The following is a 26,871-nucleotide window of genomic DNA, read 5'->3' as shown; positions in this document are numbered from 1 at the left end:
CTAGAAGCGGCAATCCACCGCGTCGCTTAACATTGCCAGCAGGCGCTCGCTGTCCTCCCAGCCCAGGCAGGCGTCGGTAATGGACTGGCCATAGACGAGAGGGGTACCGCCCCCCCAGGCTCTGATTGCCCCCCACCAGATTGCTTTCGGCCATGATGCCCACCACCTGACGGCTGCCGTCGCGCAACGGTTGGCAGACAGCGCGCGCGACGTCCAACTGGCGTAAATACTGCTTTTGGCTATTACCGTGGCTGAAATCCACCAGCAAATGTGCCGGCAGCCCGAACGACGCCAGCTGCGCGCAAGCATCGTCGATCGCCTGCGGTTGATAGTTCGGCACTTTGCCGCCGCGCATAATAATGTGCCCATACGGGTTACCGCCGGTTTGATAAATGGTCATCTGGCCCTGCTTGTCCGGCGACAGAAATAAATGCGACGCGCGGGCGGCGCGAATGGCGTCGATGGCGATTTGAATATTGCCGTCTGTGCCGTTTTTGAACCCGACCGGGCACGAGAGCGCCGACGCTATCAGATCGGCAATATACTGGCCGGTGACCATATCCAGGAACTCGGTCGCCGTCGGCAGGCCCAATTCGTTAACCGCCAGCAAAAGCCGCCGAGCGACCTCCAACCCGTCATTTACCCGAAAGCTGCCGTCCAACCCGGGATCGGCGATTAACCCTTTCCAGCCGACGACGGTGCGCGGTTTTTCAAAATAGGTGCGCATGACGATTTCCAAGCGGTCCTGATATTTGACGCGCCGCGGATTCAGCCGGCGCGCATACTCCAGCGCCGCATCGGTATCGTGAATGGAACAGGGGCCGATAATTACCAGCAGGCGGGGATCCTCGCCGTGGAGAATACGTTCAATACGCTGACGTACCCGCAGCACATTGTCGGCCATCGCTGCACTTACCGACAAGGCGGCGGCCAGCGCGGCGGGGGCAACCAATCGATCGATGCGCCGCGTGCGCAATTCATCTGTCTTTTGCATGCTTATCTTTAAAATGGGGACTTACCGCGGTGGCGTTACCGGGAAGCGATGATGCTCACGATACCCCAACCGGCGCTGAATTCAACCTTGCCCGGCAAAATTTGCTAATACATTCGCCGACTCATCCCCAGCACATCCATTATCTTTGCCGCAATCTCCTCCACGGAATGGTTGGTGGAGTTGAGATAACGGATATTATTATTGCGAAACAACGACTCCACTTCATTAATTTCCATACGGCACTGCTGCAGCGTAACGTAGCGGCTGTCGCTCAGGCGCTCATCGCGAATGGCCGCCAGCTGCTCGGGATCAATGGTCAGGCCGAACAGTTTGGCGTGATGCGCCTTTAACGCCGCGGGTAGCGAGAGATTATCCATATCGTCGGCGATAAACGGGTAATTGGCGGCGCGAATGCCGTATTGCATCGCCAAATACAGACTGGTGGGCGTTTTGCCGCAGCGCGATACCCCGAGCAAAATAATTTGCGCCTGATCCAGATTGCGCAGCGAAATACCGTCATCATGGGCCAGGGTATAATCGATGGCGGCGATACGGGCATCGTATTTGCTTAAATTGGTGGCGGTCAGGCCATGGGTGCGGTGCGCCACCGGATCCGGCGCGATGCCCAATTCCTGCTGCAGCGGCCCGACCAACGTCTGCACCACATCCTGACAAAAGCCGGCGCTCTCCTCGATAATGTGCCGTACCGCCGGGGTAACGATAGAATAGAATACCAGCGGACGGACGCCGCTTTGCTGATGCAGCGCGTTAATCTGCTCGCGCACCGCGCGGGCGCGGGTTTCGCTCTCGACGAACGGCAGGGTGTAGTGAGTGGTCGTCAGGGGGAATTGCGACAAAACCGAGTGCCCCACCACTTCGGCGGTGATGGCGGTCCCATCAGAAATAAAAAATACGCTTCTTTCCATGGACGGCTCCCTTACCGGAATGCAGCTTAGTCTTAATTTGGGCACTGGCACGATTCATATTGGGCGAGCGCACGACGGATTATGCTAACCTCAAAGTAGGCTTTCCGCCTGTCGTCACGATAGCGACACGATGCTCATGCACCTACACGATGTCCGTGCCCATATTTAAAAAGGATGACCCAGATGCCGCAAAATGACAATGTTTCCGAAAAATGTGCTGTGGTATGACCAGCTTGGTATGCACGATGTCGACCGGGTGGGCGGGAAAAACGCCTCGCTCGGGGAGATGATTACCTATTTGTCCGCCGTGGGCGTATCGGTGCCCAATGGATTCGCTACCACCGCCCAGGCATTTAACGATTTCCTCACTCAAATTTCCTCACTCAAAGCGGTATCAACCAACGGATTTATCAACTGCTGGACCAGACCGATATCGATGATGTCGCCGCGCTGAGCAAGGCCGGCAGCCAAATCCGGCAATGGATTATCGACACCCCGTTTCAGCCGGGTCTGGAAGCCGATATTACCGCCTGCTATTAGCAGTTGTCGGCCGATGACGTCGATGCCTCGTTTGCCGTGCGATCCTCGGCCACCGTGGAAGATATGCCCGATGCGTCCTTTGCCGGTCAGCAGGAAACCTTTCTCAACGTGCAGGGCATTGACGCGGTGATGACCGCCATTAAACACGTGTATGCCTCGCTGTTCAACGACCGGGCCATCTCCTACCGGGTGCATCAGGGTTACGATCCACCGCGGCGTGGCGTTGTCGGCGGGCGTACAACGCATGGTGCGCGCCGACCTGGCCGCCTCCGGCGTTATGTTCACCATCGATACCGAGTCGGGCTTCGACCAGGTGGTGTTCATTACCGCCGCCTATGGGCTCGGGGAGATGGTGGTGCAGGGCGCGGTCAATCCCGATGAATTCTACGTGCACAAACCACGCTGGCCACCGGCCGCCCCGCGGTGGTGCGCGGCTTTGTTGAATAAATCGAACTTTTAGGTGACTGGCGGCTCTGAATCACTACATTCGTTTCAACATCAGGTCCCCATGGCAAAGCAAAAGTTTAAAATCACCAACTGGCCCGCATACAACAATGCGCTCAGGCAGCGGGGGAACATGACAGTATGGTTTGATGAGTCAGCCATTGCTGCATGGACTGAGAGTACACCGCCTGAACATCGTGGCCGGCCGCTTCACTACACCGATATGGCCATTACCACGGTTCTGATGATAAAGCGCGTGTTTAACCTTTCGCTCCGGGCGTTACAGGGTTTCGTTGACGCGATTTTTAAACTGATGGGGCTGTCGCTGCGCTGCCCAGATTACTCTCTGGTCAGCCGGCGAGCAAAAACCGTCGACATCAGCATAAAAACGCCAACCCGCGGCGAAATCTCACACCTGGTCATCGATGGCACCGGCCTGAAAATCTTCGGCGAAGGCGAATGGAAAGTCAGGCAGCATGGGGCTGAGAGGCGCAGAGTATGGCGCAAGCTTCATCTGGCAGTAGATGCGCGACACATGAAATTATCTGTGCCTATTTATCGCTAAGCGGTACGACAGATGCGCAGGCGCTGCCCGGGCTGATTAACCAAACCCACCGGAAAATCAGGGAAGAGTCGGCTGACAGTGCTTACGATACGCGTTACTGTCATGATGCTCTGCTGAGGAAAAAAATAAAGCCGCTTATCCCACCGCGAAGTGGTGCGCAATATTGGCCAGCTCGATACCATGAGCGTAACCATGCGGTGGCAAATCAGCATCTGAGCGGCAATAATGATACCTGGAAAAAGAAAGTAGGTTATCACCGGCGTTCACCGGCGTTCACTGGCTGAAACGGCCATGTTCCGGTTTAAAACACTTCTGGGTGGTCATCTGAGTCTGCATGACTATGACGCGCAGGTAGGTGAGGCTATGGCAATGGTCAAAGCGCTTAACCGGATCACGCTGTTAGGAATGCCAAACAGCGTCCGCATCATGTAACAATCGCCCTGATAGGGAGGAAGTCGTCACAAATTTCGGATTTATTCAACAAAGCGGTGGTGCGCCGCAATCTCGGCTCCAAGAAGATCCGCATGGTCTATGCCGACAGCGCGGCCCACGGCGAACAGGTGCGTACCGAACCGGTCCCTGATGCGCTACGCCAGCGTTTTGCCCTGACGGATGACGAAGTGCAGGATCTGGCGCGTCAGGCGGTGCTGATTGAGAAGCACTACCAGCGGCCGATGGATATCGAATGGGCCAAGGACGGGCATACCGGCAAGCTTTACATTGTGCAGGCGTGGCCGGAAACCGTGCGCTCGCGCGGGCAGGTGATGGAGCGTTACCGGCTCGAGCGCCGCGGCGAGGTGATCATCGAAGGCCGCGCCATTGGCCATCGCATTGGCGCGGGTCCGGTTAAGATTATCCACGATATCAGCGCGATGCACCGGATAGAGGCGGGCGATGTGCTGGTGACCGATATGACTGATCCGGATTGGGAGCCGATTATAAAAAAGGCCGCCGCCATCGTTACCAACCGCTGCGGGCGGACGTGTCATGCGGCCATCATCGCCCGCGAGCTGGGTATTCCCGCGGTGGTCGGTTGCGGCGACGCCACCGAGCGCATCGGCGACGGGCAATCGGTTACGGTGTCCTGCGCCGAAGGGGACACCGGCTACGTCTATCAGGAGATACTGCCTTTTGAGGTCGCCCGCTCGGATATCGATGAAATGCCCGCGCTGCCGCTGAAAATCATGATGAACGTGGGAAACCCCGATCGCGCCTTTGATTTCGCCTGCCTACCCAATGACGGCGTGGGGCTGGCGCGGCTGGAGTTCATTATCAATCGCATGATAGGCGTGCATCCGCGCGCGCTGCTGGAATTCGACCATCAGACGTCGGCCCTGCAGCGCGAAATCACCGACATGATCCACGGCTACGACAGTCAGAAGGAGTACTACATTGCCCGCCTGACGGAAGGGATCGCCACGCTGGGCGCGACGTTCGCGCCGAAACGCGTTATCGTGCGCCTGTCTGACTTCAAGTCGAATGAATACGCGAATCTGGTGGGCGGCGAGGCCTATGAGCCGGACGAGGAGAACCCGATGCTGGGCTTTCGCGGCGCCGGCCGCTACGTTTCCGACAGCTTCCGCGACTGTTTTGCGCTGGAGTGCGAGGCCGTCAAGCGGGTGCGCAACGAAATGGGGTTGACCAATGTTGAAATCATGATCCCCTTTGTGCGCACCGTGGCACAGGCGCAGGCGGTGGTCGAAGAGCTGGCGCGGCAGGGCTTGAAGCGGGGCGAAAACGGGCTGAAGGTGATCATGATGTGCGAAATCCCCTCCAACGCGCTGTTAGCGGAGCAATTTCTTGCCCACTTCGACGGCTTCTCCATCGGCTCGAACGATATGACACAGCTGGCCCTGGGGCTTGACCGGGATTCCGGTTTGGTGTCGGCGCTGTTCGATGAGCGTGATGACGCGGTCAAGACGCTGCTGTCGCTGGCTATCCGCGCCGCAAAAAAACAGGGCAAATATGTCGGCATCTGCGGGCAGGGGCCGTCCGATCACGAAGACTTCTCCGCCTGGCTGATGGAGGAAGGTATAGACAGTCTGTCGCTCAACCCCGATACCGTGGTTAGCACCTGGCTGAGTCTGGCTAAGAAATAATGGCGCCCCCGGGGCGAGAATTTAGCGCCCCGTAGAAAAACGCGCAGCGAAATAACCGGCGCCGGTCTATTACTACCGGCGCCATTATTTTATTGGACACAAAATTTATTAAAAAAAGCCCATCATGAGAGATGGGCAAAGACTACACACAGCAATTCTGTCATGCCGGGGAGCATTAAAATCATCACTAAATCATAGAGCTAATAACACGCATAGTAGGGATAAACCGGCGGCACGTCACTCAGATTCATCCTATATAAGTTGCGTGCAACGACAGCGGTCCGGCGCGGGAAATAAAGGTGACGGTAAATAATGGCGGCGATAAATATCGGTGATAAAAATAATTGTTGGCACGGGCTGGACATTATTGTCCCGGCGCACGCCGGGACGACGCGGGATTAATGTAATTCCCTGAGCTGTTTCTCCGGATTGTCAATTTTCTCCGGCGGCGGCGCTTCTTGCATCCAGGCGAACACCAAACGCCAGGATACCGACAGTACCACCGGGCCGATGAACAGGCCTATCATGCCGAAGGCCAGTAAACCGCCCAATACGCCGCACAGCACCAGCAGCATCGGCAAATCGGCGCCCATGTGGATGAAAATAGGCCGTAGAATATTGTCCAGGGTCGCCACGACGCAGCTCCACACCAGCAGTATGGTTCCCCAGGTAGTGTCGCCGCTCCAATAAAGCCAAATCATGGCCGGGATCAGCACCGGTAGGGGGCCCAATTGGGCGATACACAACACGAACATGGTGACGGTGAGCACGGTCGCCAGCGGGATGCCGGTGATAGCCAGGCCGATCCCCCCCAGCACGGCCTGAACGATGGCGGTCAGCACCACGCCGAGCGCGACCGCGCGAATGGCCTGTGCGGCCAGCAAAACCGAGGCATCGCCGCGTTCCGCCCCCAGGCGAATGGCGAAATGCCGTACCGCCATCCCCACGCGTTCGCCGCGCAAATACAGCAATACGCTGAACAAAATCATTAAGCCGCAGTGCAGCAGCAGGCTACCCAAATTAGCCACCTGGCCCAGCAGCCAGCTGGCGGCCTTGCCGATGTAGGGCTGGATCTTGGTCATCAACGGGGCGCTGCCGCCGGAAATCAGCGATTGCCAGGCGCTGTAGAGTTTGCGTCCCACCATCGGGACATCCTGGAGCCAGGCGAGAGTGGGCAAGTTCAGCCGGTCCGGCTGCGACGCCCAGGCCACTAGCGGGGCGCTGTTATCAACGATGCTGCTCACCAGAATCGAGACCGGCAGTACAAACAGCAGCAACAGCAGCAGCGTCATGACCACCACCGCCAGGGAGCGCCGCCCCCAGAGCAGATGCTGTACTTTTATGAGCAGCGGCCAGGTCGCTATTACCACCATCGATGCCCAGGAAAAGCCGAGAATAAAGGGCTGAACCACCCAAAAGCAGCCGAGGGTCATCAGCGCGATAAAGGTGACGCTGAATAGCATTCTGGGCAAATCGTGTAGCGGGCGCGGGAAATTCATGAAACACCTTTCTCCTCATACGAGCGACGGGTTGCAAGCGGCCGGAAGCGGGCCGAATCTGGACTAGTAGCATAATGATGAGGTATATCGGCATTTTTTGACAGAGGCGGATGAAAACTTTCACCGCGTAACGCCGCGGGTCATGCCTGGGCGAGGGAATTTTTATTGTCGGTAGGGCATGGACAAAAAAATATGATAAAACAGTCAGGTTCGGCAGCAGCCGGCGGGGTCGTCATCGCCCTGATGAGGCTTTAACACAATAGGTTTATCGTCCATGCTTCCAAAGATTTCCCAGGCCCCGGGCGTCGACCCGGTGGTGACCGAATTTCTCGCCCAGTTAACGCGCCAAGGATTCACCGGCGATAGCGCGACCGCTTATGCCGACCGCCTGGCCATGGCTACCGATAACAGCATCTATCAGCTGTTGCCCGATGCGGTGATTTTTCCCCGCTCGACCGAGGATGTGGCGCTGATTGGCCGACTGGCGAAATGGCCGGCCTACCGCGGTCTCACGTTTACCCCGCGCGGCGGCGGCACCGGGACTAACGGGTAATCCCTCAACCTCGGCGTTATCGTGGATATGTCGCGCTACATGAACCGCATTTTGGAGGTCAACGTCGAGCAAGGCTGGGTGCGGGTAGAAGCAGGGGTAGTGAAGGATCAGTTGAATCACTATCTTAAGCCGCTGGATTATTTCTTCTCGCCCGAACTGTCCACCAGCAACCGCGCCACCCTCGGCGGGATGATCAACACCGACGCCTCGGGACAGGGATCGCTGGTGTACGGCAAAACCTCTGATCATGTGCTGGGGCTGCGGGCGGTGTTGTTGGGCGGTGAACAACTCGATACCCGCGCGATGCCGTCCGCGGCGGCGCAGGCGCTGGCGGCCGAGCCCGGCCGCCTCGGCGACATTTATCGCACGGTGTTCGAGCGCTGCCGGCAAAAGCGTGGCCTGATCGTCGAAAAGTTTCCGGATCTTAACCGCTTTTTGACCGGCTACGATTTACGCCATGTGTTCAGCGACGATTTACAAACTTTTGATCTCACGCGTATCCTTACCGGCTCCGAGGGCACGTTGGCGTTCATCACCGAGGCGACGCTTGATATCACGCCCCTGCCGTAGGTGCGCCGCTTGGTGAACGTCAAATACGATTCTTTCGATTCCGCGCAGCGCAACGCCCCGTTTATGCTGGAAGCGCACGCGCTGTCGGTGGAAACCGTCGATTCCAAGGTGCTTAATCTGGCCCGGGAGGATATTGTCTGGGACTCGGTGCGCGAGCTCATCGAGGATGTGCCTGGCCACACGATGCAGGGGCTCAATATCGTCGAGTGCGCCGGTGACGATCGCGCTCTGATAGACGGGCAACTGACGACGCTGTGCGCAGGGCTGGATAGTCTCATGGCCGCCGGCGAGGCCGGCGTGATAGGTTACCAGCTGTGCGGCCAGCCCGTGGAAATCGAGCGTATCTACGCCATGCGCAAGAAAGCGGTGGGGTTGCTCGGCAATAGCAAAGGTGCCGCAAAACCTATCCCGTTTGCCGAAGATACCTGCGTACCGCCCCGACATCTGGCGGATTATATCGCTGAATTCCGGGCATTGTTCGATAGCCATCAGCTCAGTTACGGCATGTCCGGCCATGTGGACGCCGACGTGCTGCATGTGCGTCCGGCGCTGGATATGTGCGATCCGACACAAGAAGTGCTCATGAAACAGCTTTCCGATCGCATTGTGGCGCTGACCGCCAAATATGGCGGCCTGCTTTGGGGGGAGCACGGCAAGGGATTTCGCGCCGAGTACAGCCCGGCGTTTTTTGGCGATGAGCTCTACCGTGAGCTGCGCCACATTAAAACGGCGTTCGATCCCGACAACCGGCTGAATCCCGGTAAAATCTGCCTGCCGCTGGCAACCGATGCGCCGATGCTGACGGTGGACGCCGTCAAACGCGGCACCTTCGATCGGCAGATCCCGGTGGCGGTGCGCGGCGCCTGGCGCGGTGCAATGGAGTGCAACGGCAACGGGTTATGCTTTAACTTCGACACCCTGAGCCCCATGTGTCCTTCGATGAAAATCACCGCCAACCGCATCCATTCGCCGAAGGGGCGGGCGACGCTGGTGCGCGAATGGCTGCGGCGGCTGGCGCAGCAGGGCGTTGATCCGCTCCAGTTGGAGCAGGCATTGCCGCGCGGTATCGCCACGCTGCGCGGGTGGGCAACAGCTGGCGGGCGCGGCGAGTACGATTTTTCCCACGAGGTGAAAACGGCAATGTCCGGCTGCCTGGCCTATAAAGCGTGCTCAAGCCAGGGTCCCATTAAAATCGATGCGCCGGGCTTTCGCGCCCGCTTCCTGCAGCTTTACCATAGCCGGTATCTGCGCCCGGTGCGTGATTACCTGGTGGCCGGCGTGGAGGGGTACGCCCCGGTCATGGCCCGGGCGCCGGCGACGTTCAATTTCTTTCTGCGCTGGCCGTTGCTGCGCACCCTTGGCGAACGGGCCGTGGGGATGGTGGATGTGCCGCTGCTGTCGCACAGCCCTCGTTGCGCCGTCAGGTGGCGGACGTGCTCGCCGCGGCCCCGACGCTTGAGCAGTTGGAGCGCATGAGCGTTGACCAGCGCCAGGCGCACGTGCTTATCGTTCAGGATCCGTTTACCAGCTATTATGACGCGCGCGTGGTGGCGGATTTTGTCCGCCTGGTGGTTAAACTGGGCCGCATACCGGTATTGTTGCCGTTTTCCCCCAACGGGAAAGCGCAGCATATCAAAGGTTTTTTGCGCCGTTTCGCGCGGACCGCCCAACGCACCGCCGATTTTCTCAACCGCATCGCGCGGCTGGAGCTGCCGATGGTGGGGGGCGATCCGGCGCAGGCGCCATGGTATCTGTTCGGCCACTGCACCGAGGCCACGTAGCTGCCGGCAAGCGCCCGGCAATGGCGCGATATTTTCGCCCGTTACGGCGCCCGACTGGAGCCGGTCAGCGTTGGCTGCTGCGGCATGGCGGGCACCTATGGACACGAGAGCGCGAATTACGCCCATTCGCGGGGTATTTATGCGCTGTCATGGCAACAGCAACTTGCACAGCTGCCGCGTGGCCGCTGTCTGGCGACCGGTTATTCCTGCCGCAGCCAGGTTAAGCGTATCCAGGGTGAAGGTATCCGCCATCCGCTGCAGGCGCTTTTGGAGATTATCGCATGATTTGGACGTGTACGCCGTCGCTGGAAAGACTCAACCAGGTGGCGCAGGGTGCATGATAGGCTATCTGGGCATTCGCTACACCCGGCTGGAGGAGGACGAGCTGGAGGCGGTCATGCCGGTGGATGAACGCACTCGCCAGCCGTTCGGCATACTCCACGGCGGTGCCCTGGTTCTGTGCCGGCACCTGTTTCATTGCTTCTACCCCACAGGGCTGGAAACACCAGCGAAAAGCCGGCGCCGCCCACAGCAGCACCAGCCCCGCGGTTTCAACCACGAAGGACAGTAGCGCCACCCGACGACCGCCGAAACGGCTAATGACATTGCCTAACACCAGCCGTACGCCGACAAAGGCGCAGCTCATCAGCGTCAGGGCGAAGGCGGCGCCCTGCCAGCCGCGGTCCGCGTAGTAAAGGGTGATGAAGCTGACGATGACGCCAAATCCGAGCGTGCCAAGCCCCAGCACCAGGCCAAACAGCCAGACTTTGCCCACCACGGCGGTAAATGGAATGCGCTTGCCGGTGCTCACGCTCACCGCGGGGCGGCGCAACGCGCCCCCCCCCCCCAGGCGCAGACGCCGGCCAGCAGGATAAAACCGCCCGCCAGCGCCAGGCCGCCGAGGCTATTGAGAAACACGCCCAGCGGTGCGCCAATGGCGATGGCGCTGTAGGTGGCCACGCTGTTCCAGGAGATAACCCGGCCGGTATGTCGCTGGCCCACCGCGCCAATCCCCCACAGCATGGACCCGGTGCTGGCGAAGCTTTCGCCCACGCCCAGCAGCAGCCGGCCGGCAAAAAGACAGCCGAGGCTTAGCGCCGGATCGACGCTGGTGGCGCGGGCCAACAGATAGCAGGCGCCGCTCAGGGCGCAGCACAGCAGGCCAATAAGAACAATTCGCCCCCAGCAGGTCGGCGCAGTGGCCGGCATAGGGGCGGCTGGCCAGCGTGCTGAAATACTGCACGCTGATGGCGATACCGGCTATCAGCGGACTGAACCCCAGGGTTGTGTGGGTGAACCCCGGCAAAATGGCCAGCGGGATGCCAATGGTCAAATAGCATATAAAAGTGAAAAAAACGATGGGGATAATGCGCTTATTCAACTCCGGTGCCGTCAGGGACGCGGCGGGGCGGTCGGACGTGGGCATAGCAGGATCCAGCGGGAAAAAGCCAGGGCTACAGCATAGCGCTATCGCCCGCGTCAGGGGAAACAAAAATGTCTCCGCGCCGGCGAGGCACAGAAGAGCCTGCAGTCGGCGACGCTTTTGTGATATAATTGTTATCAATACGCGAGACTCAGAGAAAACGCGACACAGGGTGCGGTAATTAATAGGGCGTCATCGACGACCAGTTACGTTAATGATAATTATTATCAAATAAAGACAACACGCCGCTGCGCTTATTTCCGTCACATTTTAGGGTTATTTCCCCATTGGCTATTTGCTGAGCGAAAATGACGAATTATTTTTTCGCCTGTCATAAAAATAGTTTATTTCTATGAATATTCGCTTTAGTCACGGGGCAGAAAGTTTTAGTATTAAAAAAACGGTCCTTTCTTTTCATACATACGGAAAATCAGGGTATTAGCGGATGAAAACGGCATTTGCCGGCGGTAGTTGCATCCCTTTCCTGTAAAAACGGCCTATTCCCCTATAAAGGTCAAGGTTGGAGAGAAAATACAACTCTTTAACATAGGCGGGTTTTCCGAGTATCACCTTGTAACGTCATGAGGTAAACCTGATGCAAGTAGACAATAAGGTTGAGACGTTCTCCCTTGAGGAGAATATCTGGCGCGGCCTGACGATAACCGATTCCGCCGCCCATCAGATCCGGCGCCTGGTGGAAAACGACCCCGCCATGCTGGGGTTGCGGCTAAGCGTGAAACAGTCCGGCTGCGCGGGCTTCGGCTATGTGGTGGAAAAGGCCACGCAGTCTGAGGACAGCGACCGGGTTTACGAGCATGACGGCGCCAGATTATATGTGCCGCTGAAAGCGATGCCTTTCATCGACGGCACGGAACTGGACTACGTTCAGGAAGGCCTGAACCACGTGTTTAAATTTAACAATCCCAAAGCTCAGCACGTCTGCGGGTGCGGCGAAAGTTTTGGCCTGTGAGCGATGAATCATTATGGCACGAAGCAATACTGACACCCCTGAGGCGATTGACGCGACTCAACCCTGGGTGAAAAGCGAGCGATATAAAGAAGGCTTCTTTACCCAACTGGCAACCGAAGAACTGGCGCACGGCATCAGCGAAGACGTGGTGCGCGCCATCTCGGCGAAACGCGATGAACCGGAGTGGATGCTGGAGTTTCGTCTTAATGCCTATCGCGCCTGGCTGGAAATGGACGAGCCGCACTGGCTGAAAGCCTACTACAAGCCGCTTGACTATAACGATTACAGCTATTATTCCGCGCCGTCCTGCGGCGCCTGCGACGATACCTGCGGGTCGCAGCCCGGCGCCACGCAGCAATCCGGGGCGGAAGGGGCGAAGAACTATCTGACCGATGAAGTGGAACAGGCGTTCAACCAGCTGGGCGTGCCGGTGCGCGAAGGCAGCGAGGTCGCGGTGGATGCTATTTTCGATTCGGTGTCGGTTTCCACCACTTATCGCCATAAGCTGGCGGAGCAGGGCATTATTTTCTGCTCCTTTGGCGAAGCGATTCATGAACACCCGGAACTGGTGCGCCAATATCTGGGCAGCGTGGTGCCGGCCAACGACAACTTCTTCGCCGCGCTCAACTCGGCGGTCGCCTCCGACGGCACCTTCGTTTATGTGCCGAAAGGCGTGCGCTGTCCGATGGAGCTGTCGACCTATTTCCGCATTAACGCCGCCAAAACCGGTCAGTTTGAACGTACCATTCTTATCGCCGATGAAGGCAGCTATGTCAGCTACATCGAAGGCTGCTCGGCGCCGGTGCGCGACAGCTACCAGCTGCATGCGGCCGTGGTGGAAGTTATCGTGCTAAAAGATGCGGAAGTGAAGTATTCCACGGTGCAAAACTGGTTTGCCGGCAGCGAGGCCGAGGGCGGGATTCTCAACTTCGTCACCAAGCGCGCGCTGTGCGCGGACGAAAATGCCAAAATGTCCTGGACGCAATCCGAAACCGGCTCGGCCATTACCTGGAAGTACCCGAGCGTGATTCTGCGCGGCGACAATTCGGTGGGGGAATTCTTTTCGGTGGCGCTGACCAACGGGCGCCAGCAGGCGGATACCGGCACCAAGATGATCCACATCGGCAAGAATACCCGCTCCACGATTATCTCAAAGGGGATTTCGGCCGGTCAGAGTGAAAACACCTATCGCGGGCTGGTGAAGATCATGCCGACCGCCACCAACGCGCGTAACTTCACCCAGTGTGACTCCATGCTCATCGGCAGCGAATGTGGCGCCCACACGTTCCCTTATGTGGAGGCGCGCAACAACACCGCCCAGTTGGAGCACGAGGCCACCACGTCGCGTATCGGCGAGGATCAGCTGTTTTACTGCCGCCAGCGCGGCATCAGCGAAGATGATGCGATTTCGATGATCGTTAATGGCTTTTGCAAAGACGTGTTCTCCGAACTGCCGCTGGAGTTTGCCGTGGAAGCACAAAAATTACTGGCTATCAGCCTCGAACACAGCGTGGGCTGAGGCTGCGCTACCGCGTTTGCTGCCCGAACGTCGCAACAGGCCGGGTAAAGGAAAAATGAAACATGTTATCGATTAAAGATTTGAACGTCAGCGTGGAAGACAACGCCATTCTCAAGGGACTGAGCCTGGAAGTAAAACCCGGTGAGGTTCATGCCATCATGGGCCCGAACGGCTCTGGGAAAAGTACCCTGTCAGCGACGCTTGCCGGGCGCGAAGACTATGACGTCACCACCGGGGAGGTCTTGTTCAAAGGCCGCGATTTGCTGGCGCTGGAGCTGGAAGAGCGCGCAGGGGAAGGCGTGTTCATGGCGTTTCAATACCCGGTGGAAATCCCGGGGGTCAGCAACCAGTTTTTCCTGCAAACGGCGGTGAATGCCGTGCGTAAATACCGCGAGCAGCCGCCGCTGGACCGCTTTGATTTCGCCGATTTCATCGAAGCCAAGATTGAACTGCTGAAAATGCCGGCCGACCTGCTGACCCGGTCGGTTAACGTGGGCTTCTCCGGCGGTGAGAAAAAACGTAACGATATCTTGCAAATGGCGGCCCTGGAGCCGGATTTGTGCATCCTGGACGAAACCGACTCCGGTCTGGATATTGATGCGCTGAAAATTGTCGCCCACGGCGTCAATACCCTGCGCGACGGCAAACGTTCCTTTATTATCGTCACGCATTATCAGCGTATTCTGGACTACATCCAACCCGACCACGTTCATGTGCTGTATCAGGGCCGCATTGTAAAATCCGGTGATTTTTCCCTGGTGAAACAGCTTGAGGAGCAAGGCTATGGCTGGCTTACCGAACAACAGTAATGCCCGTGCGCTGACACAGTGGCACCAATTGTTTGCCGGCCAGAGCGCGGCGCGCTCCGCCGAGGCCTATGCCCATTGGCAGGACGTTGAACGCCTGGGGCTACCCACCCGCCAACACGAACATTGGAAATACACCCCGCTCGACGGGCTGTTGGCGCATCGTTTTGCTCCCGCCGCCGCCCGCGCGGTTTCCGCCGCTGACCGTGATGCGCTGAGCCTGGGCCTGGACGCCTGCCGTCTGGTGTTTGTCGATGGCCGTTTCGCCCCGGCGCTGAGCGACAGCGACACCGGCCTATGGCATGTCGAGGTGGAGCAGGGCGCCGCCAGGCGGTCGCTGCCCGCGCCGATCCAGCCGGAGGTGTTCTTGCATCTGACCGAAAGTCTGAGCCAGGAAACCACCCGCATTCGCCTGCCGGCGGGCAAGGCGGCGGCGCGCCCGTTTTATTTGCTGCACATCAGCCAAGGCAACGAGGATCAGGAAACGCTGAATACGCTGCACTACCGCCACCATCTCGATATCGGGGCCGGCGCGCAGGGTCAGGTGATTGAACATTTCGTCAGCATGAACGCCCAAAGGCATTTCAGTGGCGCGCGCACCTCAATGGTGGTCGGCGACAACGCGCACCTGAGCCATATCAAACTGGCCTTTGAAAGCCGCGCCAGCTACCACTTCGGCCATAACGATATCAGCGTGGGCCGCGATGCGGTGGTGCGCAGCAGTACGTTTATTCTCGGCGCCGGCTTGACCCGGCATCAGACCAGCGCGCAGCTGAATGGCGAAGGGTCCGATTTGGTGATCAACAGTTTGCTGCTGCCGTCGGGGCAGGATGTCAGCGATACCCGCACCTACCTTGAACACAATAAAGGCTATTGCCTGAGCCGCCAGTTGCATAAGGTGATCGCCCGCGACAGCGGTAAAGGCGTCTTCAACGGCCTGATTAAGGTGGCGAAACATGCTCTCAAGACCGATGGTCAGATGACCAATAACAACCTGTTGCTCGACCGTCTGGCCGAGGTGGATACCAAGCCTCAGCTGGAAATTTACGCCGATGATGTGAAATGCAGCCATGGCGCCACCGTCGGCCGGATCGACCAGGAGCAGATGTTCTATCTGCGTTCGCGCGGTATCACTCATGAGGACGCCCAGCAGATGATAATTTATGCTTTCGTCGCGGAAGTGACGGAAGCGATTGGCCACGATGGGGTGCGCGACACGGTGCTGGCGCGTATCGCCGATGCTTTACAGGGGGTGGCGGCATGACCTATCCCATTGCGCGAATCCGGTCTGATTTTCCTATTCTGGCGCGGCAGGTGAACGACCGGCCGCTGACCTATCTCGACAGCGCGGCGAGTGCGCAAAAGCCTAACACCGTCATCGATTGTGAAAGCGACTACTATCGCCAGGGATACGCCGCGGTACACCGCGGTATTCATACACTAAGCAGTGAAGCCACGACCCGCATGGAGAACGTGCGGCAACAGGTGGCGCGCTTTATTAACGCCGCGCTTGCGGACGAAATTGTTTTCGTTAAAGGCACCACCGAGGGCATCAATCTGGTGGCCAACAGCTGGGGACGGCACAATCTGCGGCCCGGCGACAATATTGTCATCACCGAGATGGAACATCACACCAATATTGTTCCCTGGCAAATGCTAGCCGAGGAAAAGCAGCTGTTGCTGCGCTACTTCCCGCTGCTGCCCGACGGTACCCTCGACATTGCCCGACTGCCGGCATTGATTGACGAGCGTACCCGTCTGTTCGCCGTCACCCAGGTATCCAATGTGCTCGGCACCCGCAATCCGCTGCCGGAACTTATCGCCCAGGTGCGCGCGGCGAGCGACGCGGTGGTGTTGGTCGACGGCGCGCAGGGCATCATGCATCAGAAGGTGGACGTGCAGGCGCTGGACTGCGATTTTTATGTGTTCTCAGGGCACAAGCTCTACGGCCCCTCGGGCATTGGTATCCTCTACGCTAAAAAAGCGCTGCTGGACGCCATGCCGCCATGGGAAGGCGGTGGCTCCATGATCCGCACCGTCAGCTTGACTGAGGGCACCACCTTTAATGATGCGCCCTGGCGTTTCGAGGCAGGTTCGCCCCATACCGCCGGGATGATGGGGCTGGGCGCCGCCATCGACTACGTTGAGCAAGTGGGGCTTGACAATATTCAGGCCTACGCGCATGAGCTGATGCGCTATACCCTCGAAGCGCTACAGCAGGTGTCGAACCTGACGCTGTACGGGCCCGCCGATCGCACCGGCGTCATCGCTTTTAATTTGGGGCAGCATCATGCCTATGATGTTGGCAGTTTTCTTGACCAGTACGGCATCGCCATCCGCACCGGCCACCATTGCGCCATGCCGCTGATGGCGTATTTCCGGGTGGCCAGTATGTGCCGTGCGTCCCTTGCGATGTACACTGACCGCGACGATATTGACCGGCTGGTGGCCGGTCTCGTGCGGGTGCAGCGTTTGCTGGGCTGATTGCCAAACAGGGAGCGAGTAACGATGGCGAATCTGCCTGATAAAGATAAATTGCTGCGCAATTTTTCCCGCTGCGGCAATTGGGAAGAGAAGTACCTGTATATTATCGAGCTGGGCGGCCATTTACCGCCCCTGCCGGCGGGCATGCGCACCGCGGATCATCTTATCGCCGGCTGCCAAAGTCAGGTGTGGATCGTTATGGCGGCTGATGACAATGGCCACGTCCAGCTGTACGGCGACAGCGATGCCGCGATTGTTAAGGGCCTCATCGCGATGGTGTTTATTCTCTATCAGGGCATGACGCCGGCGGAAATCGTTACCTACGACGTGCGGCCTTTTTTCGACAGCCTGGCGCTCACTCAGCACCTGACGCCGTCCCGGTCGCAGGGGCTGGAGGCCATGGTGCGGGGTATTCGCGCCCAAGCCACCGCGCAGCCCTAACCGCTTGCGCCGTCCCTGCCGAGACGGCGTGGCCGCAAGGTGGCTTGGTGTCCCCGCTCGGCCCGATGCGCCTTTTACGGCGTAGCGGGCGCGGCGGGCGACGTGCTTTTTTCCTATCCCCTTGGGGCAACCTGAATTGTTCCGCCCGTTCTGGCGAGCGACTCGCTTTACCGGCCCTCTATTCCACCCCTTCTCACGCCGGGCTCCTCTCTGTTCGGGTCATGTCCTTCGCCCGTTCTCATAAGTCGTTGTTCTCGCGGCGGGATGCTCGCGCCCGTTTTCATGCGCTGCAGCGACCTGTGCCGTCGCGCTTTCGGACTTCGCTGCATCGCGGCGCAGGTCGTTCATTTGTTACACTGAGGCCTGGCGCCCATCGGCCGTGTTTCATCACGGCACACCGTCGCGCCGCTTCGCAGGTTACTGACCCAGGATCGCTTATGCTAAATATCACCAACAGGCTGGCGTGGATGCTGGCCGCCGTGCTGGCTAGTGCGATTAACGCGGCCGACGCCACCGTCTATCCGCTGCCGCCGGACAATAGCCGCCTCATCGGCGAAAATACGACCCACATCGTGATGTAGGATGGCGGTTCGCTGGAGGCGATTGCCGACAAATATAAGATCGGCCTGCTGGCGATGCTGGAGGCCAATCCGGGCACCGACCCCTGGCTGCCGCGACCGGGAACGGTGTTGACCATTCCCAGCCAAATGCTGTTGCCCGACACGCCGCGCAAGGGCATCGTTATCAACCTCGCCGAATTACGGCTCTATTACTACCCGAAAGGGGAAAACACGGTGATTGTTTACCCCATCGGTATCGGCCAACTGGAGCGCAACACGCCGGTTATGGTGACGTCAATCAGCCAAAAAATTCCCAACCCGACCTGGACGCCAACCGCCAACATCCGCAAAATTTATCTCAAAGAGCAGGGTATTACGCTGCCCGCGGTGGTGCCGGCGGGGCCGAAAAACCCGATGGGGCTGTATGCATTGCGGTTGGCGGCCGGTACCGGCACCTATCTTATTCACGGCACTAACGCCAATTTCGGCATCGGTATGCGGGTCAGCTCTGGCTGTATCCGCTTACGCCCCGACGATATCGAAGCGTTGATCAATAGCGTGTCGGTGGGCACTCGCGTACAGGTGATTAATGAACCGGTGAAAGTGGCGGTAGAGCCTGACGGCAAGCGTTATGTGGAAGTGCTGGAGCCTGTTTAGAAATTTGTGTATTTGCCTGATTTTGATATGTTGCTGGTTCCGGTCACATCCGATCACTGATTCCGATTTCACCCGATCACTGATTCCGGTCGCCCGATCAGCGATTCCGATTCTGTCCGATCGCTCATCTTCTGTTCCGCCATACTCTGGAGACTTTTAGCTTCCGAGGGCATGGCATGGCACGTAAAAAGAAGAAAGCGAGAACGGAAATGTGCATCTATATTAATGTCTTACGTATGAAATTCGAGCAGCGTCGCTCGAATCGCACTATCGCAGCAGCGCTCGGCATAGGCTGTACTACCGTGCACGATATCCTCGGCCGATTCACGGTAGCTAACCTGGTCTGGCCATTGCCGGCGGAACTGTCCCCCGTCGACCTCGACCGCCTGCTCTATCCCGGCAAATCCAGAAAAGTTATCAATACCTTACCCAGCTGGCTTGATATCGATACCGAGTTAAGCCGCAAGGGCATGACCAAGCAGCTGCTCTGGATGGAATATCAGTCCGCCGTGGGCGGTGATGCCCTCGGTTACTCACAGTTTTGTGCACTGTTCCGTGACTGGAAAAAGAAGCAGCGGCGTTCCATGCGCATGAAGCACAAGGCTGGAGAAAAGCTCTTCATCGACTTCTGTGGCCCCACCGTACCTATCGTCAACCCTGCGACCGGTAGCGTACGCCAGGTCGCTATCTTCGTCGCTGCCATGGGCGTGTCAGGCTATGCGTATATCGAAGCCTGCGAAGGCCAGGACATGGCATCGTGGCTCAACGCCAATAGCCGCTGCCTGCACTTCATGGGTGGGGTTCCGGAGCTGATGATACCTGATAATCTGCGCAGCGCTGTCAGCACCCCTGACCGCTATGAGCCGGTCATAAACCAGAGCTACCAGGCGCTGGCAAATCACTATGAGACAGTGGTGCTACCGGCGCGCCCGAGAAAACCGAAAGACAAGGCGAAGGCAGAATCAACTGTGCAGCTGGTAGAACGCTGGGTTTTGGCCCGGTTGCGTAAACGTAGGTTCTACTCGCTGGCCGAACTCAACCAGGTGATACGAGAACTCAATCATGAGTTGAATCTGCGCCCGATGCGTCATTACGGCGGACAAAGTCGCCTTGAACGCTTCGAGCAGCTGGACAAACCGGCTCTTGGGCCTCTACCGCCCACACAATGGGAATACAGTGAGTATCTCGTTGCCCGAGTGGGACCTGATTACCACATAGACTACGGCAAAAACTGGTACTCGGTGCCGCATCCGCTGGTTGGCGAGCGCGTTGACGTCATCGCCACCCAATGGCTGGTGCAAATCCACCATAAGGGCGTCTGCGTGGCTACGCACCCTCGCAGCGATAACGCCTATAGGCACACGACTCAGGCGGCGCACATGCCGGCTAACCATAAGGGGCAGAGTCAGTGGACGCCGGAAAGGCTGTGCAGTTGGGCGCTGTCGGTGGGTGTGTGCACACTGAAAGTGGTCGAGTCCATCCAAAAGAGCAAAGCCCATCCGGAGCAGGCTTACCGCTCCGTGCTGGGGCTACTCAATCTGCAACGGCGCTATGAGACGACGCGACTGGAGAAGGCCTGCGCGCTGGCGTTGGAGAAAGGGTGCATTAACCGCTCTTTCATAGCCAACGTATTGAAACACGGTCGTGAAAGTGAGGTCACCCAGGACGGAGCCGGCGTATCAATGCTGGTTCACGAAAACCTCCGAGGTCCGGACAGTTATCACTAAGGAGAATAAATATGGATACACTGTTAATGGCTCTGCGAGAGCTGAAGTTGTCGGCAATGGTCCAGGCGTTGGAGACGCAACGCGAACTCCCGGGGAGTTATGGGGAGCTGGGGTTCGAGGAGCGGTTGTCACTGATGGTAGAAGCGGAAAATTTGCATAGAAAAAACAACCACATATGCCGTCTGCGACGGCAATCGCAAATGCGCTTGCAGGCAAAACCGGAAGATATCCGTTATATCCCTAGCCGAGGAGTGACACCGGAACAGATGCGAGATCTGCTAGGGGGACAATATCTGAAATATCAGAAAAGCATACTCATCACGGGGCCGACAGGTACGGGCAAAACCTGGCTCAGTTGTGCGCTTGGTGAGCAGGCATGCCGGCAGCAATATAGCGTGCGTTACTGGCGAGTGGGTCGGTTGCTGGCCCATCTTCACCAGTGTCAGGTAGACGGGACCTATCTAAAACAGCTTAAGCAGTTAGAAAAAAATAGAGTTACTGATTTTGGACGACGTGGGCCTAGAATCAATAAGTCCGATGCAGGCAACGATGCTGTTGGAGATGATGGAAGATCGCTACGACAAAAGCAGCAGCATCCTGATCAGTCAACTGCCGGTGAAAAAATGGTATGGACTGATAGAAAACCCCACGACAGCTGACGCGTTACTCGATCGGTTAGTACACCCCAGCTATAGACTGGAACTTAAAGGCGAATCACTACGCAAAGAGCAAGGAGTAGCCAGCACAGAAAAAATAGACTAAACCCGAGTCAGAAGATGTGCGAACACGTGATCGAATATCACTGGAATGGGTGATCGGAAAATATCGGAATAACTGATCGGATGTCGCCGGAACAGCTGATCGGATACGTCGGAATCTGCATATGTTCAATCCAACAGAGCCTGTTTAGAAATTTGTGTATTTGCCTGATTTTGATATGTTCAAGCCAACATCAAAAACAGGTTAATTTATGGACGAAAAACAGTTGCAGGCTCTGGCTAACGAACTGGCCAAAAATCTCAAAACCCCTGAAGATCTCAGTCACTTCGATCGGCTGCTGAAAAAAATCAGCGTCGAAGCAGCTCTCAATGCTGAAATGACCCATCACCTCGGCTACGATAAAAATCAGCCTAAACCGGGGACCAACGCCCGCAACGGCTATTCCACAAAAACCGTTACCACTGGCGATGGCCCGCTGGCGCTGCGTACTCCGCGCGATCGTGACGGTTCCTTTGAACCGCAACTGGTGAAGAAGAACCAGACCCGGATTACCGGGATGGATAACCAGATTTTATCGTTGTACGCCAAAGGGATGACCACCCGCGAGATCGCCGCCGCGTTCAAAGAGCTGTATGACGCCGCTGTCTCGCCGGCTCTGGTCTCAAAGGTCACCGATGCGGTCATGGAGCAGGTTGTCGAATGGCAAAACCGGCCTCTGGATGCAGTCTATCCCATTGTTTATCTTGATTGTATCGTTCTAAAAGTCCGGCAGGACAGCCGCATCATCAACAAATCTGTGTTCCTGGCGCTGGGCATCAACATCGAAGGCCAGAAAGAGTTGCTAGGTATGTGGCTGGCCGAAAATGAAGGCGCAAAGTTCTGGCTGAACGTGCTGACAGAGCTGAAAAACCGCGGCCTGAACGATATCCTTATCGCCTGCGTAGACGGGCTGAAAGGTTTCCCTGACGCTATTAACGCGGTGTATCCGGAGGCGCGGCTCCAGCTGTGTATCGTACATATGGTGCGCAACAGCCTGCGGTTCGTCTCCTGGAAGGACTACAAGGCCGTCACCCGCGACCTGAAAGCTATCTATCAGGCCCCTACGGAAGAAGCCGGCTTGCAGGCGCTGGAAGCGTTCTCCAGTGCCTGGGACATCCGCTACCCGCAAATAAGTCGAAGCTGGCAGGCAAACTGGGCCAATCTGGCCACGTTCTTTGCCTACCCAACGGACATCCGCAAGGTGATCTACACGACCAACGCCATCGAGTCGTTAAACAGCGTGATCCGGCATGCCATCAAAAAGCGCAAGGTGTTCCCGACCGACGACGCAGTGAAAAAGGTGGTGTGGCTGGCGATACAGGCGGCCTCACAGAAATGGACAATGCCTTTGAGGGACTGGCGCATGGCAATGAGCCGCTTTATTATCGAGTTCGGTGACCGCTTGGACGGTCACTTCTGAGAAAAGGCATTTACACAGAATCGTGTACAGGGTCATACGTCGGAATCTGCAAGTGCATCAGCCGCTCTCCCGCTCGGAGAAAGACGATCCGCAGACCTCACCGATTCGCTTTAATGCCCGGACGGCAAAATTTGTCGCGCAGCCCGCAACGGATCGCGTCATGGTGAAACAGGCGGTGGCGCGCCGCTCGGGAATACCGGTATTGATCAATAACGGCGAACCGGTCACGCCTGCGTCTTCCGCAGCCAAGGCGCAAGCGGCGCAAGGCTCGGCCACCGACCCAGCCACGGGAGCATAACCCGCCGCGTAGCGAACGGCCGGCCCCTCGGGCAGCGCGGAGTGTATCGCTACCCGTAACAACGGACGCAGCGCCTTAGTCGACGGCGCGTCCGTTGTTGTTTTGAGTAACGCAGAGAAATAAAGGGGCATGCCGAGCGAAGGGCAGGCCGGCGGGCAAGCCGCCATCGAAGCTAAGGGCATCGCGACAGACCATAGCGTCTGCTGGCGCGCACTCCCAGCCTCGCTGCGGGCATAGCGCTATCGCCGATGCGACGTACTCGGGCTCAAGGCTATCAGAGGCCATAACGCGCCGCCTGGGCCCCTTGCGGGCATTCATCCACATGGACTATAGTGCCGCGCCTGCGGACTTATGCTTCGTCAGGGCTACAGTGCAGCGCCCTGCGGTGCCAAGAAAGGGGAGATAGCACCTCGCGCGCCTGGGAAAGGTGTGGGCCGCGGCCTGTCGGTCATGCAAAAAAAATGGCGCACAAGGTGCGCCCATTCCCAATCAAGACCGGAACTCTTACTTACGGTAAGAGGTGGCTTGGTTGTCCAGACGTTGGTTAGCACGGGCAGCGTCGTCTTTAGCAGCCTGTACGTCGAAGCGCAGAGCGTTCACGTCGTTGCTGATCTGGTCAACCTTGGCGTTCAGAGTCTGAACGTCGGAGAACAGCTGATCGATTTTAGCGTTGCTCGAGCAACCAGTCAGCAGAATGGAACCCAGAATTACCGCGCCCAGTACCAGTTTAGTACGATTCATTATTAATACCCTCTAGATTGAGTTAATCTCCATGTAGCATTACAAGTATTACACAAACTATTTTCGATTGAGAATAAATTTTGCGAATAAAACGCGCTTTGTTGAATAAATCCGAAATTTTTGACGACTTCCTCCCTATCAGGGCGATTGTTACATGATGCGGACGCTGTTTGGCATTCCTAACAACGTGATCCGGTTAAGCGCTTTGACCATTGCCATAGCCTCACCTACCTGCGCGTCATAGTCATGCAGACTCAGATGACCACCCAGAAGTATTTTAAACCGGAACATGGCCGTTTCAGCCAGTGAACGCCGGTGATAACCTACTTTCTTTTTCCAGGTATCGTTATTGCCGCTCAGATGCTGATTTGCCACCGCATGGTTACGCTCATGGTATCGAGCTGGCCAATATTGCGCACCACTTCGCGGTGGGATAAGCGGCTTTATTTTTTTCCTCAGCAGAGCATCATGACAGTAACGCGTATCGTAAGCACTGTCAGCCGACGCTTCCCTGATTTTCCGGTGGGTTTGGTTAATCAGCCCGGGCAGCGCCTGCGCATCTGTCGTACCGCTTAGCGATAAATCGGCACAGATAATTTCATGTGTCGCGCTATCTACTGCCAGATGAAGCTTGCGCCATACTCTGCGCCTCTCAGCCCCATGCTGCCTGACTTTCCATTCGCCTTCGCCGAAGATTTTCAGGCCGGTGCCATCGATGACCAGGTGTGAGATTTCGCCGCGGGTTGGCGTTTTTATGCTGATGTCGACGGTTTTTGCTCGCCGGCTGACCAGAGAGTAATCTGGGCAGCGCAGCGACAGCCCCATCAGTTTAAAAATCGAGTCAACGAAACCCTGTAACGCCCGGAGCGAAAGGTTAAACACGCGCTTTATCATCAGAACCGTGGTAATGGCCATATCGGTGTAGTGAAGCGGCCGGCCACGATGTTCAGGTGGTGTACTCTCAGTCCATGCAGCAATGGCTGACTCATCAAGCCATACTGTCAGGTCCCCCCGCTGCCTGAGCGCATTGTTATATGCGGGCCAGTTGGTAATTTTAAACTTTTGCTTTGCCATGGGGACCTGATGTTGAAACGAATGTAGTGATCATAGCCGCCAGTCACCTAAAAGTTCGATTTATTCAACAAAGCCAATAAAACGATTAAATTCGATCGACCGCTCAAAGAAACATCTTATTTTACAGAGTGGTTAAAAAAAACGCCCTAGAAGCCTTGCGGCCATAAGATTTCTCCGATTAAGGCGGCAGCAAAACGTGCTATCGAAATTGGCCGCGCTACCTATTTTATTTCTTTGGCGTGATTCTTTTGTCGGCTCGCCCAATTAGCGGTGACAACGACGGGGTGGTGGAGGTGAAATAGGGCCAAAGATAAAGTTTCTTTATACCATTCTGGTACCAAATGCGGTATTGCATAGCTGCCCGTTAATTAATAAGTATTACACTTTTTAAATAATACCTGCGACGAACAACAAAAAAGGCCCCTGTGTGGACAGGAGCCTGGGATGCTGTCGACGCCCGCCGGGAACTCCGCGTATGAACTATAAAGGCCATCGCGCCGCCGCGACAGCCAAGAAGGTCTCAGCGGGCGCACCCGCTGCCGATGCTTACAGCATATGCACCGAGGCGGTGTTGGTGGTGCCGCTCGGCACCAGCGCGCTGGACACCATGACGATAATATCGCCTTTGGCCGCCAAGCCGGTTTCTAACGCCATGGCTTTACCGATGCGGTAAAAATCATCGGTCGACGCGATCTCTTCCACTAACTGGCAGGCAACCCCTTTGCTCAGCAGCAACTGGCGGGCGGTCAGCGGATTGGTGGTCAACGCCAGGATTTCCGCTTTCGGGAAATATTTTCGTACCGACTTGGCGGATTTCCCGCCTTCTGTCGCGACCACGATCAAAGGCGATTCCAATTTTTCCGCGGTTTCCACCGCGCCGCGGCAAACGGCTTCGGTAATGCGCAACTTGCGGCTGTCGTGCTGACCGTCAATACGGCTCGGCAGCATACGATCGGTGCGCTGGCAAATGGTGGCCATAATGGTAACGGCTTCCAGCGGATATTTTCCTTTGGCGCTCTCGCCGGACAGCATCACCGCATCCGTGCCGTCAAGAATGGCGTTGGCCACGTCGCCGGCTTCCGCGCGGGTTGGGCGAGGATTTTTGATCATCGAGTCGAGCATCTGGGTGGCGGTAATGACGACCTTGCGCGCCCGGTTACACTTCTCGATCATCATTTTCTGGGCGAAGATGACTTCTTCCACCGGAATTTCGACGCCGAGATCGCCGCGGGCCACCATGATGCCGTCGGACGCTTCCAGAATTTCGTCGAAATTGTTCAGGCCTTCCTGGTTTTCGATTTTAGAGATGATCTGGATATGTTCGCCACCGTGCTGCTGCAAATGTTCACGAATTTCCAGTACGTCGGAACGCTTGCGGATAAACGAGGCGGCGATAAAATCCACCCCTTGCTCGCAGCCGAAAATCAGATCGCGTTTGTCTTTTTCCGCCAGCGCCGGTAGGGCAATGGACACGCCAGGCAGGTTGACCCCTTTATTTTCGCCGAGATCGCCATTGTTCAGCACATTGCACACCACCTCATTCTGGGTGACGCTGGTGACGGTCATGCCCAACAGTCCGTCATCCACCAGCACGGTATTGCCTACGGCCAGATCCTGGGTGAACCCGGGGTAGGTGACCGCCACGTGCTCGCTGTTGCCAACCACGCTCTGATCGGTAGTAAAGGTTTGGCCCGCGCGCAGTGAAACGTCGGCGCCGTTTACAAGCTTCATGGTGCGGATTTCGGGGTCTTTGGTATCAAGCAGGATGGCGGCCTGTTGACCCGTTCTCTTCAGAACCGCGCGCAGATTTTTGATGCGCTGCCCGTGCTCTTCATAGTCGCCGTGGGAAAAGTTGAGACGCATCACGTTCATCCCCGCGTCGAGCAGGTTGGACAGTACCTCTTCGGATTCAGTTTTCGGGCCGATGGTACAAACAATTTTAGTCTTTTTCATAACGTTGATTTCTATAAGTTGTGATGGATGATGAATCTGGTGCATCGCCGGACCAGGCCCGCGATGAA

At 57.2% G+C, this 26,871-nt stretch carries 15 protein-coding genes, 1 other RNA gene and 8 pseudogenes; 16 read left to right on the top strand and 8 right to left on the bottom strand.

The genetic code is table 11. The features are described from left to right. A pseudogene (locus SOPEG_RS12855) lies at positions 1–994 on the bottom strand (3-deoxy-7-phosphoheptulonate synthase). A gap of 104 nt (positions 995–1,098) precedes the next feature. Further along, entirely contained in the window at positions 1,099–1,920 is an 822-nt protein-coding gene (gene ppsR, locus SOPEG_RS12850) for a posphoenolpyruvate synthetase regulatory kinase/phosphorylase PpsR (protein WP_025245652.1), read from the bottom strand. Between the two features lie 193 nt (positions 1,921–2,113). On the opposite strand from ppsR, the pseudogene SOPEG_RS12845 reads away from it, so the two are divergent. The 3 pseudogenes from SOPEG_RS12845 to ppsA form a co-directional block, all read left to right on the top strand. Continuing rightward, positions 2,114–2,892 (top strand): annotated as a pseudogene (locus SOPEG_RS12845) (PEP/pyruvate-binding domain-containing protein); the annotation flags it as partial. A gap of 76 nt (positions 2,893–2,968) precedes the next feature. Next, positions 2,969–3,901, top strand: a pseudogene (locus SOPEG_RS24825) (IS5 family transposase). Between the two features lie 53 nt (positions 3,902–3,954). Next, positions 3,955–5,568, top strand: a pseudogene (gene ppsA / locus SOPEG_RS12830) (phosphoenolpyruvate synthase); the annotation flags it as partial. A 107-nt stretch (positions 5,569–5,675) separates the two neighbouring features. On the opposite strand, the gene rprA reads toward ppsA, so the two are convergent. Beyond that, positions 5,676–5,780, bottom strand: an RNA gene (rprA, locus tag SOPEG_RS24820) — antisense sRNA RprA. 186 nt (positions 5,781–5,966) lie between these two features. Beyond that, positions 5,967–7,067 carry an AI-2E family transporter YdiK gene (gene ydiK, locus SOPEG_RS12825; RefSeq protein WP_025245646.1) on the bottom strand — a complete coding sequence of 367 codons (1,101 nt, stop codon included), beginning with the start codon at positions 7,065–7,067 and terminating at the stop codon, positions 5,967–5,969. 274 nt (positions 7,068–7,341) lie between these two features. On the opposite strand from ydiK, the pseudogene ydiJ reads away from it, so the two are divergent. Both ydiJ and SOPEG_RS29610 read left to right on the top strand, forming a co-directional pair. Beyond that, positions 7,342–10,256 (top strand): annotated as a pseudogene (gene ydiJ, locus SOPEG_RS12815) (D-2-hydroxyglutarate dehydrogenase YdiJ). After that, positions 10,253–10,431 (top strand): annotated as a pseudogene (locus tag SOPEG_RS29610) (hotdog fold thioesterase); the annotation flags it as partial. The pseudogenes ydiJ and SOPEG_RS29610, both read left to right, overlap by 4 nt. A gap of 353 nt (positions 10,432–10,784) precedes the next feature. Here SOPEG_RS29610 and SOPEG_RS23020 read toward each other — a convergent pair. Beyond that, positions 10,785–11,096 (bottom strand): MFS transporter, encoded by a 312-nt coding sequence (locus SOPEG_RS23020; protein ID WP_148297071.1) that lies wholly within the window; start codon positions 11,094–11,096, stop codon positions 10,785–10,787. 893 nt (positions 11,097–11,989) lie between these two features. Here SOPEG_RS23020 and sufA point away from each other — a divergent pair. The 11 genes and pseudogenes from sufA (at position 11,990) to SOPEG_RS12755 (ending at position 23,035) form a co-directional block, all read left to right on the top strand. Beyond that, positions 11,990–12,364, top strand: a complete 375-nt coding sequence (sufA, locus tag SOPEG_RS12805; RefSeq protein ID WP_025245643.1) for a Fe-S cluster assembly scaffold SufA — start codon at positions 11,990–11,992, stop codon at positions 12,362–12,364. Between the two features lie 13 nt (positions 12,365–12,377). Continuing rightward, a complete protein-coding gene (sufB, locus tag SOPEG_RS12800; protein WP_025245642.1) occupies positions 12,378–13,883 on the top strand; it encodes a Fe-S cluster assembly protein SufB in 1,506 nt (501 codons plus the stop codon). Between the two features lie 62 nt (positions 13,884–13,945). Beyond that, positions 13,946–14,692: a Fe-S cluster assembly ATPase SufC gene (gene sufC / locus SOPEG_RS12795; RefSeq protein WP_025245641.1), complete on the top strand. Its 747-nt coding sequence runs from the start codon at positions 13,946–13,948 to the stop codon at positions 14,690–14,692. Continuing rightward, the gene (gene sufD / locus SOPEG_RS12790) at positions 14,667–15,953 is read left to right on the top strand and encodes a Fe-S cluster assembly protein SufD (protein WP_025245640.1); all 1,287 of its coding nucleotides are present in this window, start codon (positions 14,667–14,669) and stop codon (positions 15,951–15,953) included. Before sufC ends, sufD begins: the two co-directional genes overlap by 26 nt. Beyond that, positions 15,950–17,173 carry a cysteine desulfurase SufS gene (gene sufS, locus SOPEG_RS12785; protein WP_025245639.1) on the top strand — a complete coding sequence of 408 codons (1,224 nt, stop codon included), beginning with the start codon at positions 15,950–15,952 and terminating at the stop codon, positions 17,171–17,173. The genes sufD and sufS overlap by 4 nt, the downstream gene beginning before the upstream one ends. Positions 17,174–17,197: 24 nt before the next feature. Continuing rightward, positions 17,198–17,614 (top strand): cysteine desulfuration protein SufE, encoded by a 417-nt coding sequence (sufE, locus tag SOPEG_RS12780; protein ID WP_025245638.1) that lies wholly within the window; start codon positions 17,198–17,200, stop codon positions 17,612–17,614. A gap of 467 nt (positions 17,615–18,081) precedes the next feature. Then, positions 18,082–18,828, top strand: a pseudogene (locus SOPEG_RS12775) (L,D-transpeptidase family protein); the annotation flags it as partial. 179 nt (positions 18,829–19,007) lie between these two features. Next, positions 19,008–20,558 (top strand): IS21-like element ISSoEn3 family transposase, encoded by a 1,551-nt coding sequence (istA, locus tag SOPEG_RS12770; protein ID WP_051419684.1) that lies wholly within the window; start codon positions 19,008–19,010, stop codon positions 20,556–20,558. A gap of 11 nt (positions 20,559–20,569) precedes the next feature. Next, a pseudogene (gene istB, locus SOPEG_RS12765) lies at positions 20,570–21,320 on the top strand (IS21-like element ISSoEn3 family helper ATPase IstB). 208 nt (positions 21,321–21,528) lie between these two features. Next, entirely contained in the window at positions 21,529–22,737 is a 1,209-nt protein-coding gene (locus SOPEG_RS12760; RefSeq protein WP_025245635.1) for an IS256-like element ISSoEn2 family transposase, read from the top strand. Between the two features lie 52 nt (positions 22,738–22,789). Continuing rightward, positions 22,790–23,035, top strand: coding sequence for a hypothetical protein (locus SOPEG_RS12755; protein WP_025245634.1), 246 nt, complete (start codon positions 22,790–22,792; stop codon positions 23,033–23,035). A 504-nt stretch (positions 23,036–23,539) separates the two neighbouring features. On the opposite strand, the gene SOPEG_RS12745 is transcribed toward SOPEG_RS12755, so the two are convergent. The 3 genes from SOPEG_RS12745 to pykF form a co-directional block, all read right to left on the bottom strand. Next, positions 23,540–23,776, bottom strand: a complete 237-nt coding sequence (locus tag SOPEG_RS12745; RefSeq protein WP_025245633.1) for a major outer membrane lipoprotein — start codon at positions 23,774–23,776, stop codon at positions 23,540–23,542. A gap of 150 nt (positions 23,777–23,926) precedes the next feature. Further along, on the bottom strand, positions 23,927–24,850 hold the full coding sequence (locus SOPEG_RS12740) for an IS5-like element ISSoEn1 family transposase (protein WP_025243834.1): 924 nt from the start codon (positions 24,848–24,850) through the stop codon (positions 23,927–23,929). Positions 24,851–25,396: 546 nt separating this feature from the next. Further along, positions 25,397–26,803, bottom strand: coding sequence for a pyruvate kinase PykF (gene pykF, locus SOPEG_RS12735; RefSeq protein WP_025245632.1), 1,407 nt, complete (start codon positions 26,801–26,803; stop codon positions 25,397–25,399). Positions 26,804–26,871: the final 68 nt, after the last annotated feature.

The sequence above is a fragment of the Candidatus Sodalis pierantonius str. SOPE genome (assembly GCF_000517405.1).
Lineage (GTDB): Bacteria > Pseudomonadota > Gammaproteobacteria > Enterobacterales > Enterobacteriaceae > Sodalis_C > Sodalis_C pierantonii.
Note: the sequence above shows the minus strand (reverse complement) of the source record. Positions and strands in the feature narration are given on the sequence as shown.

Coding starts and splice junctions, on each gene's coding strand:
- ppsR (WP_025245652.1), bottom strand. CDS start 1,920: ATGGAAAGAAGCGTATTTTTTATTTCTGATGGGACCGCCATCACCGCC.
- ydiK (WP_025245646.1), bottom strand. CDS start 7,067: ATGAATTTCCCGCGCCCGCTACACGATTTGCCCAGAATGCTATTCAGC.
- sufA (WP_025245643.1), top strand. CDS start 11,990: ATGCAAGTAGACAATAAGGTTGAGACGTTCTCCCTTGAGGAGAATATC.
- sufB (WP_025245642.1), top strand. CDS start 12,378: ATGGCACGAAGCAATACTGACACCCCTGAGGCGATTGACGCGACTCAA.
- sufC (WP_025245641.1), top strand. CDS start 13,946: ATGTTATCGATTAAAGATTTGAACGTCAGCGTGGAAGACAACGCCATT.
- sufD (WP_025245640.1), top strand. CDS start 14,667: ATGGCTGGCTTACCGAACAACAGTAATGCCCGTGCGCTGACACAGTGG.
- sufS (WP_025245639.1), top strand. CDS start 15,950: ATGACCTATCCCATTGCGCGAATCCGGTCTGATTTTCCTATTCTGGCG.
- sufE (WP_025245638.1), top strand. CDS start 17,198: ATGGCGAATCTGCCTGATAAAGATAAATTGCTGCGCAATTTTTCCCGC.
- istA (WP_051419684.1), top strand. CDS start 19,008: ATGGCACGTAAAAAGAAGAAAGCGAGAACGGAAATGTGCATCTATATT.
- SOPEG_RS12760 (WP_025245635.1), top strand. CDS start 21,529: ATGGACGAAAAACAGTTGCAGGCTCTGGCTAACGAACTGGCCAAAAAT.
- SOPEG_RS12745 (WP_025245633.1), bottom strand. CDS start 23,776: ATGAATCGTACTAAACTGGTACTGGGCGCGGTAATTCTGGGTTCCATT.
- SOPEG_RS12740 (WP_025243834.1), bottom strand. CDS start 24,850: ATGGCAAAGCAAAAGTTTAAAATTACCAACTGGCCCGCATATAACAAT.
- pykF (WP_025245632.1), bottom strand. CDS start 26,803: ATGAAAAAGACTAAAATTGTTTGTACCATCGGCCCGAAAACTGAATCC.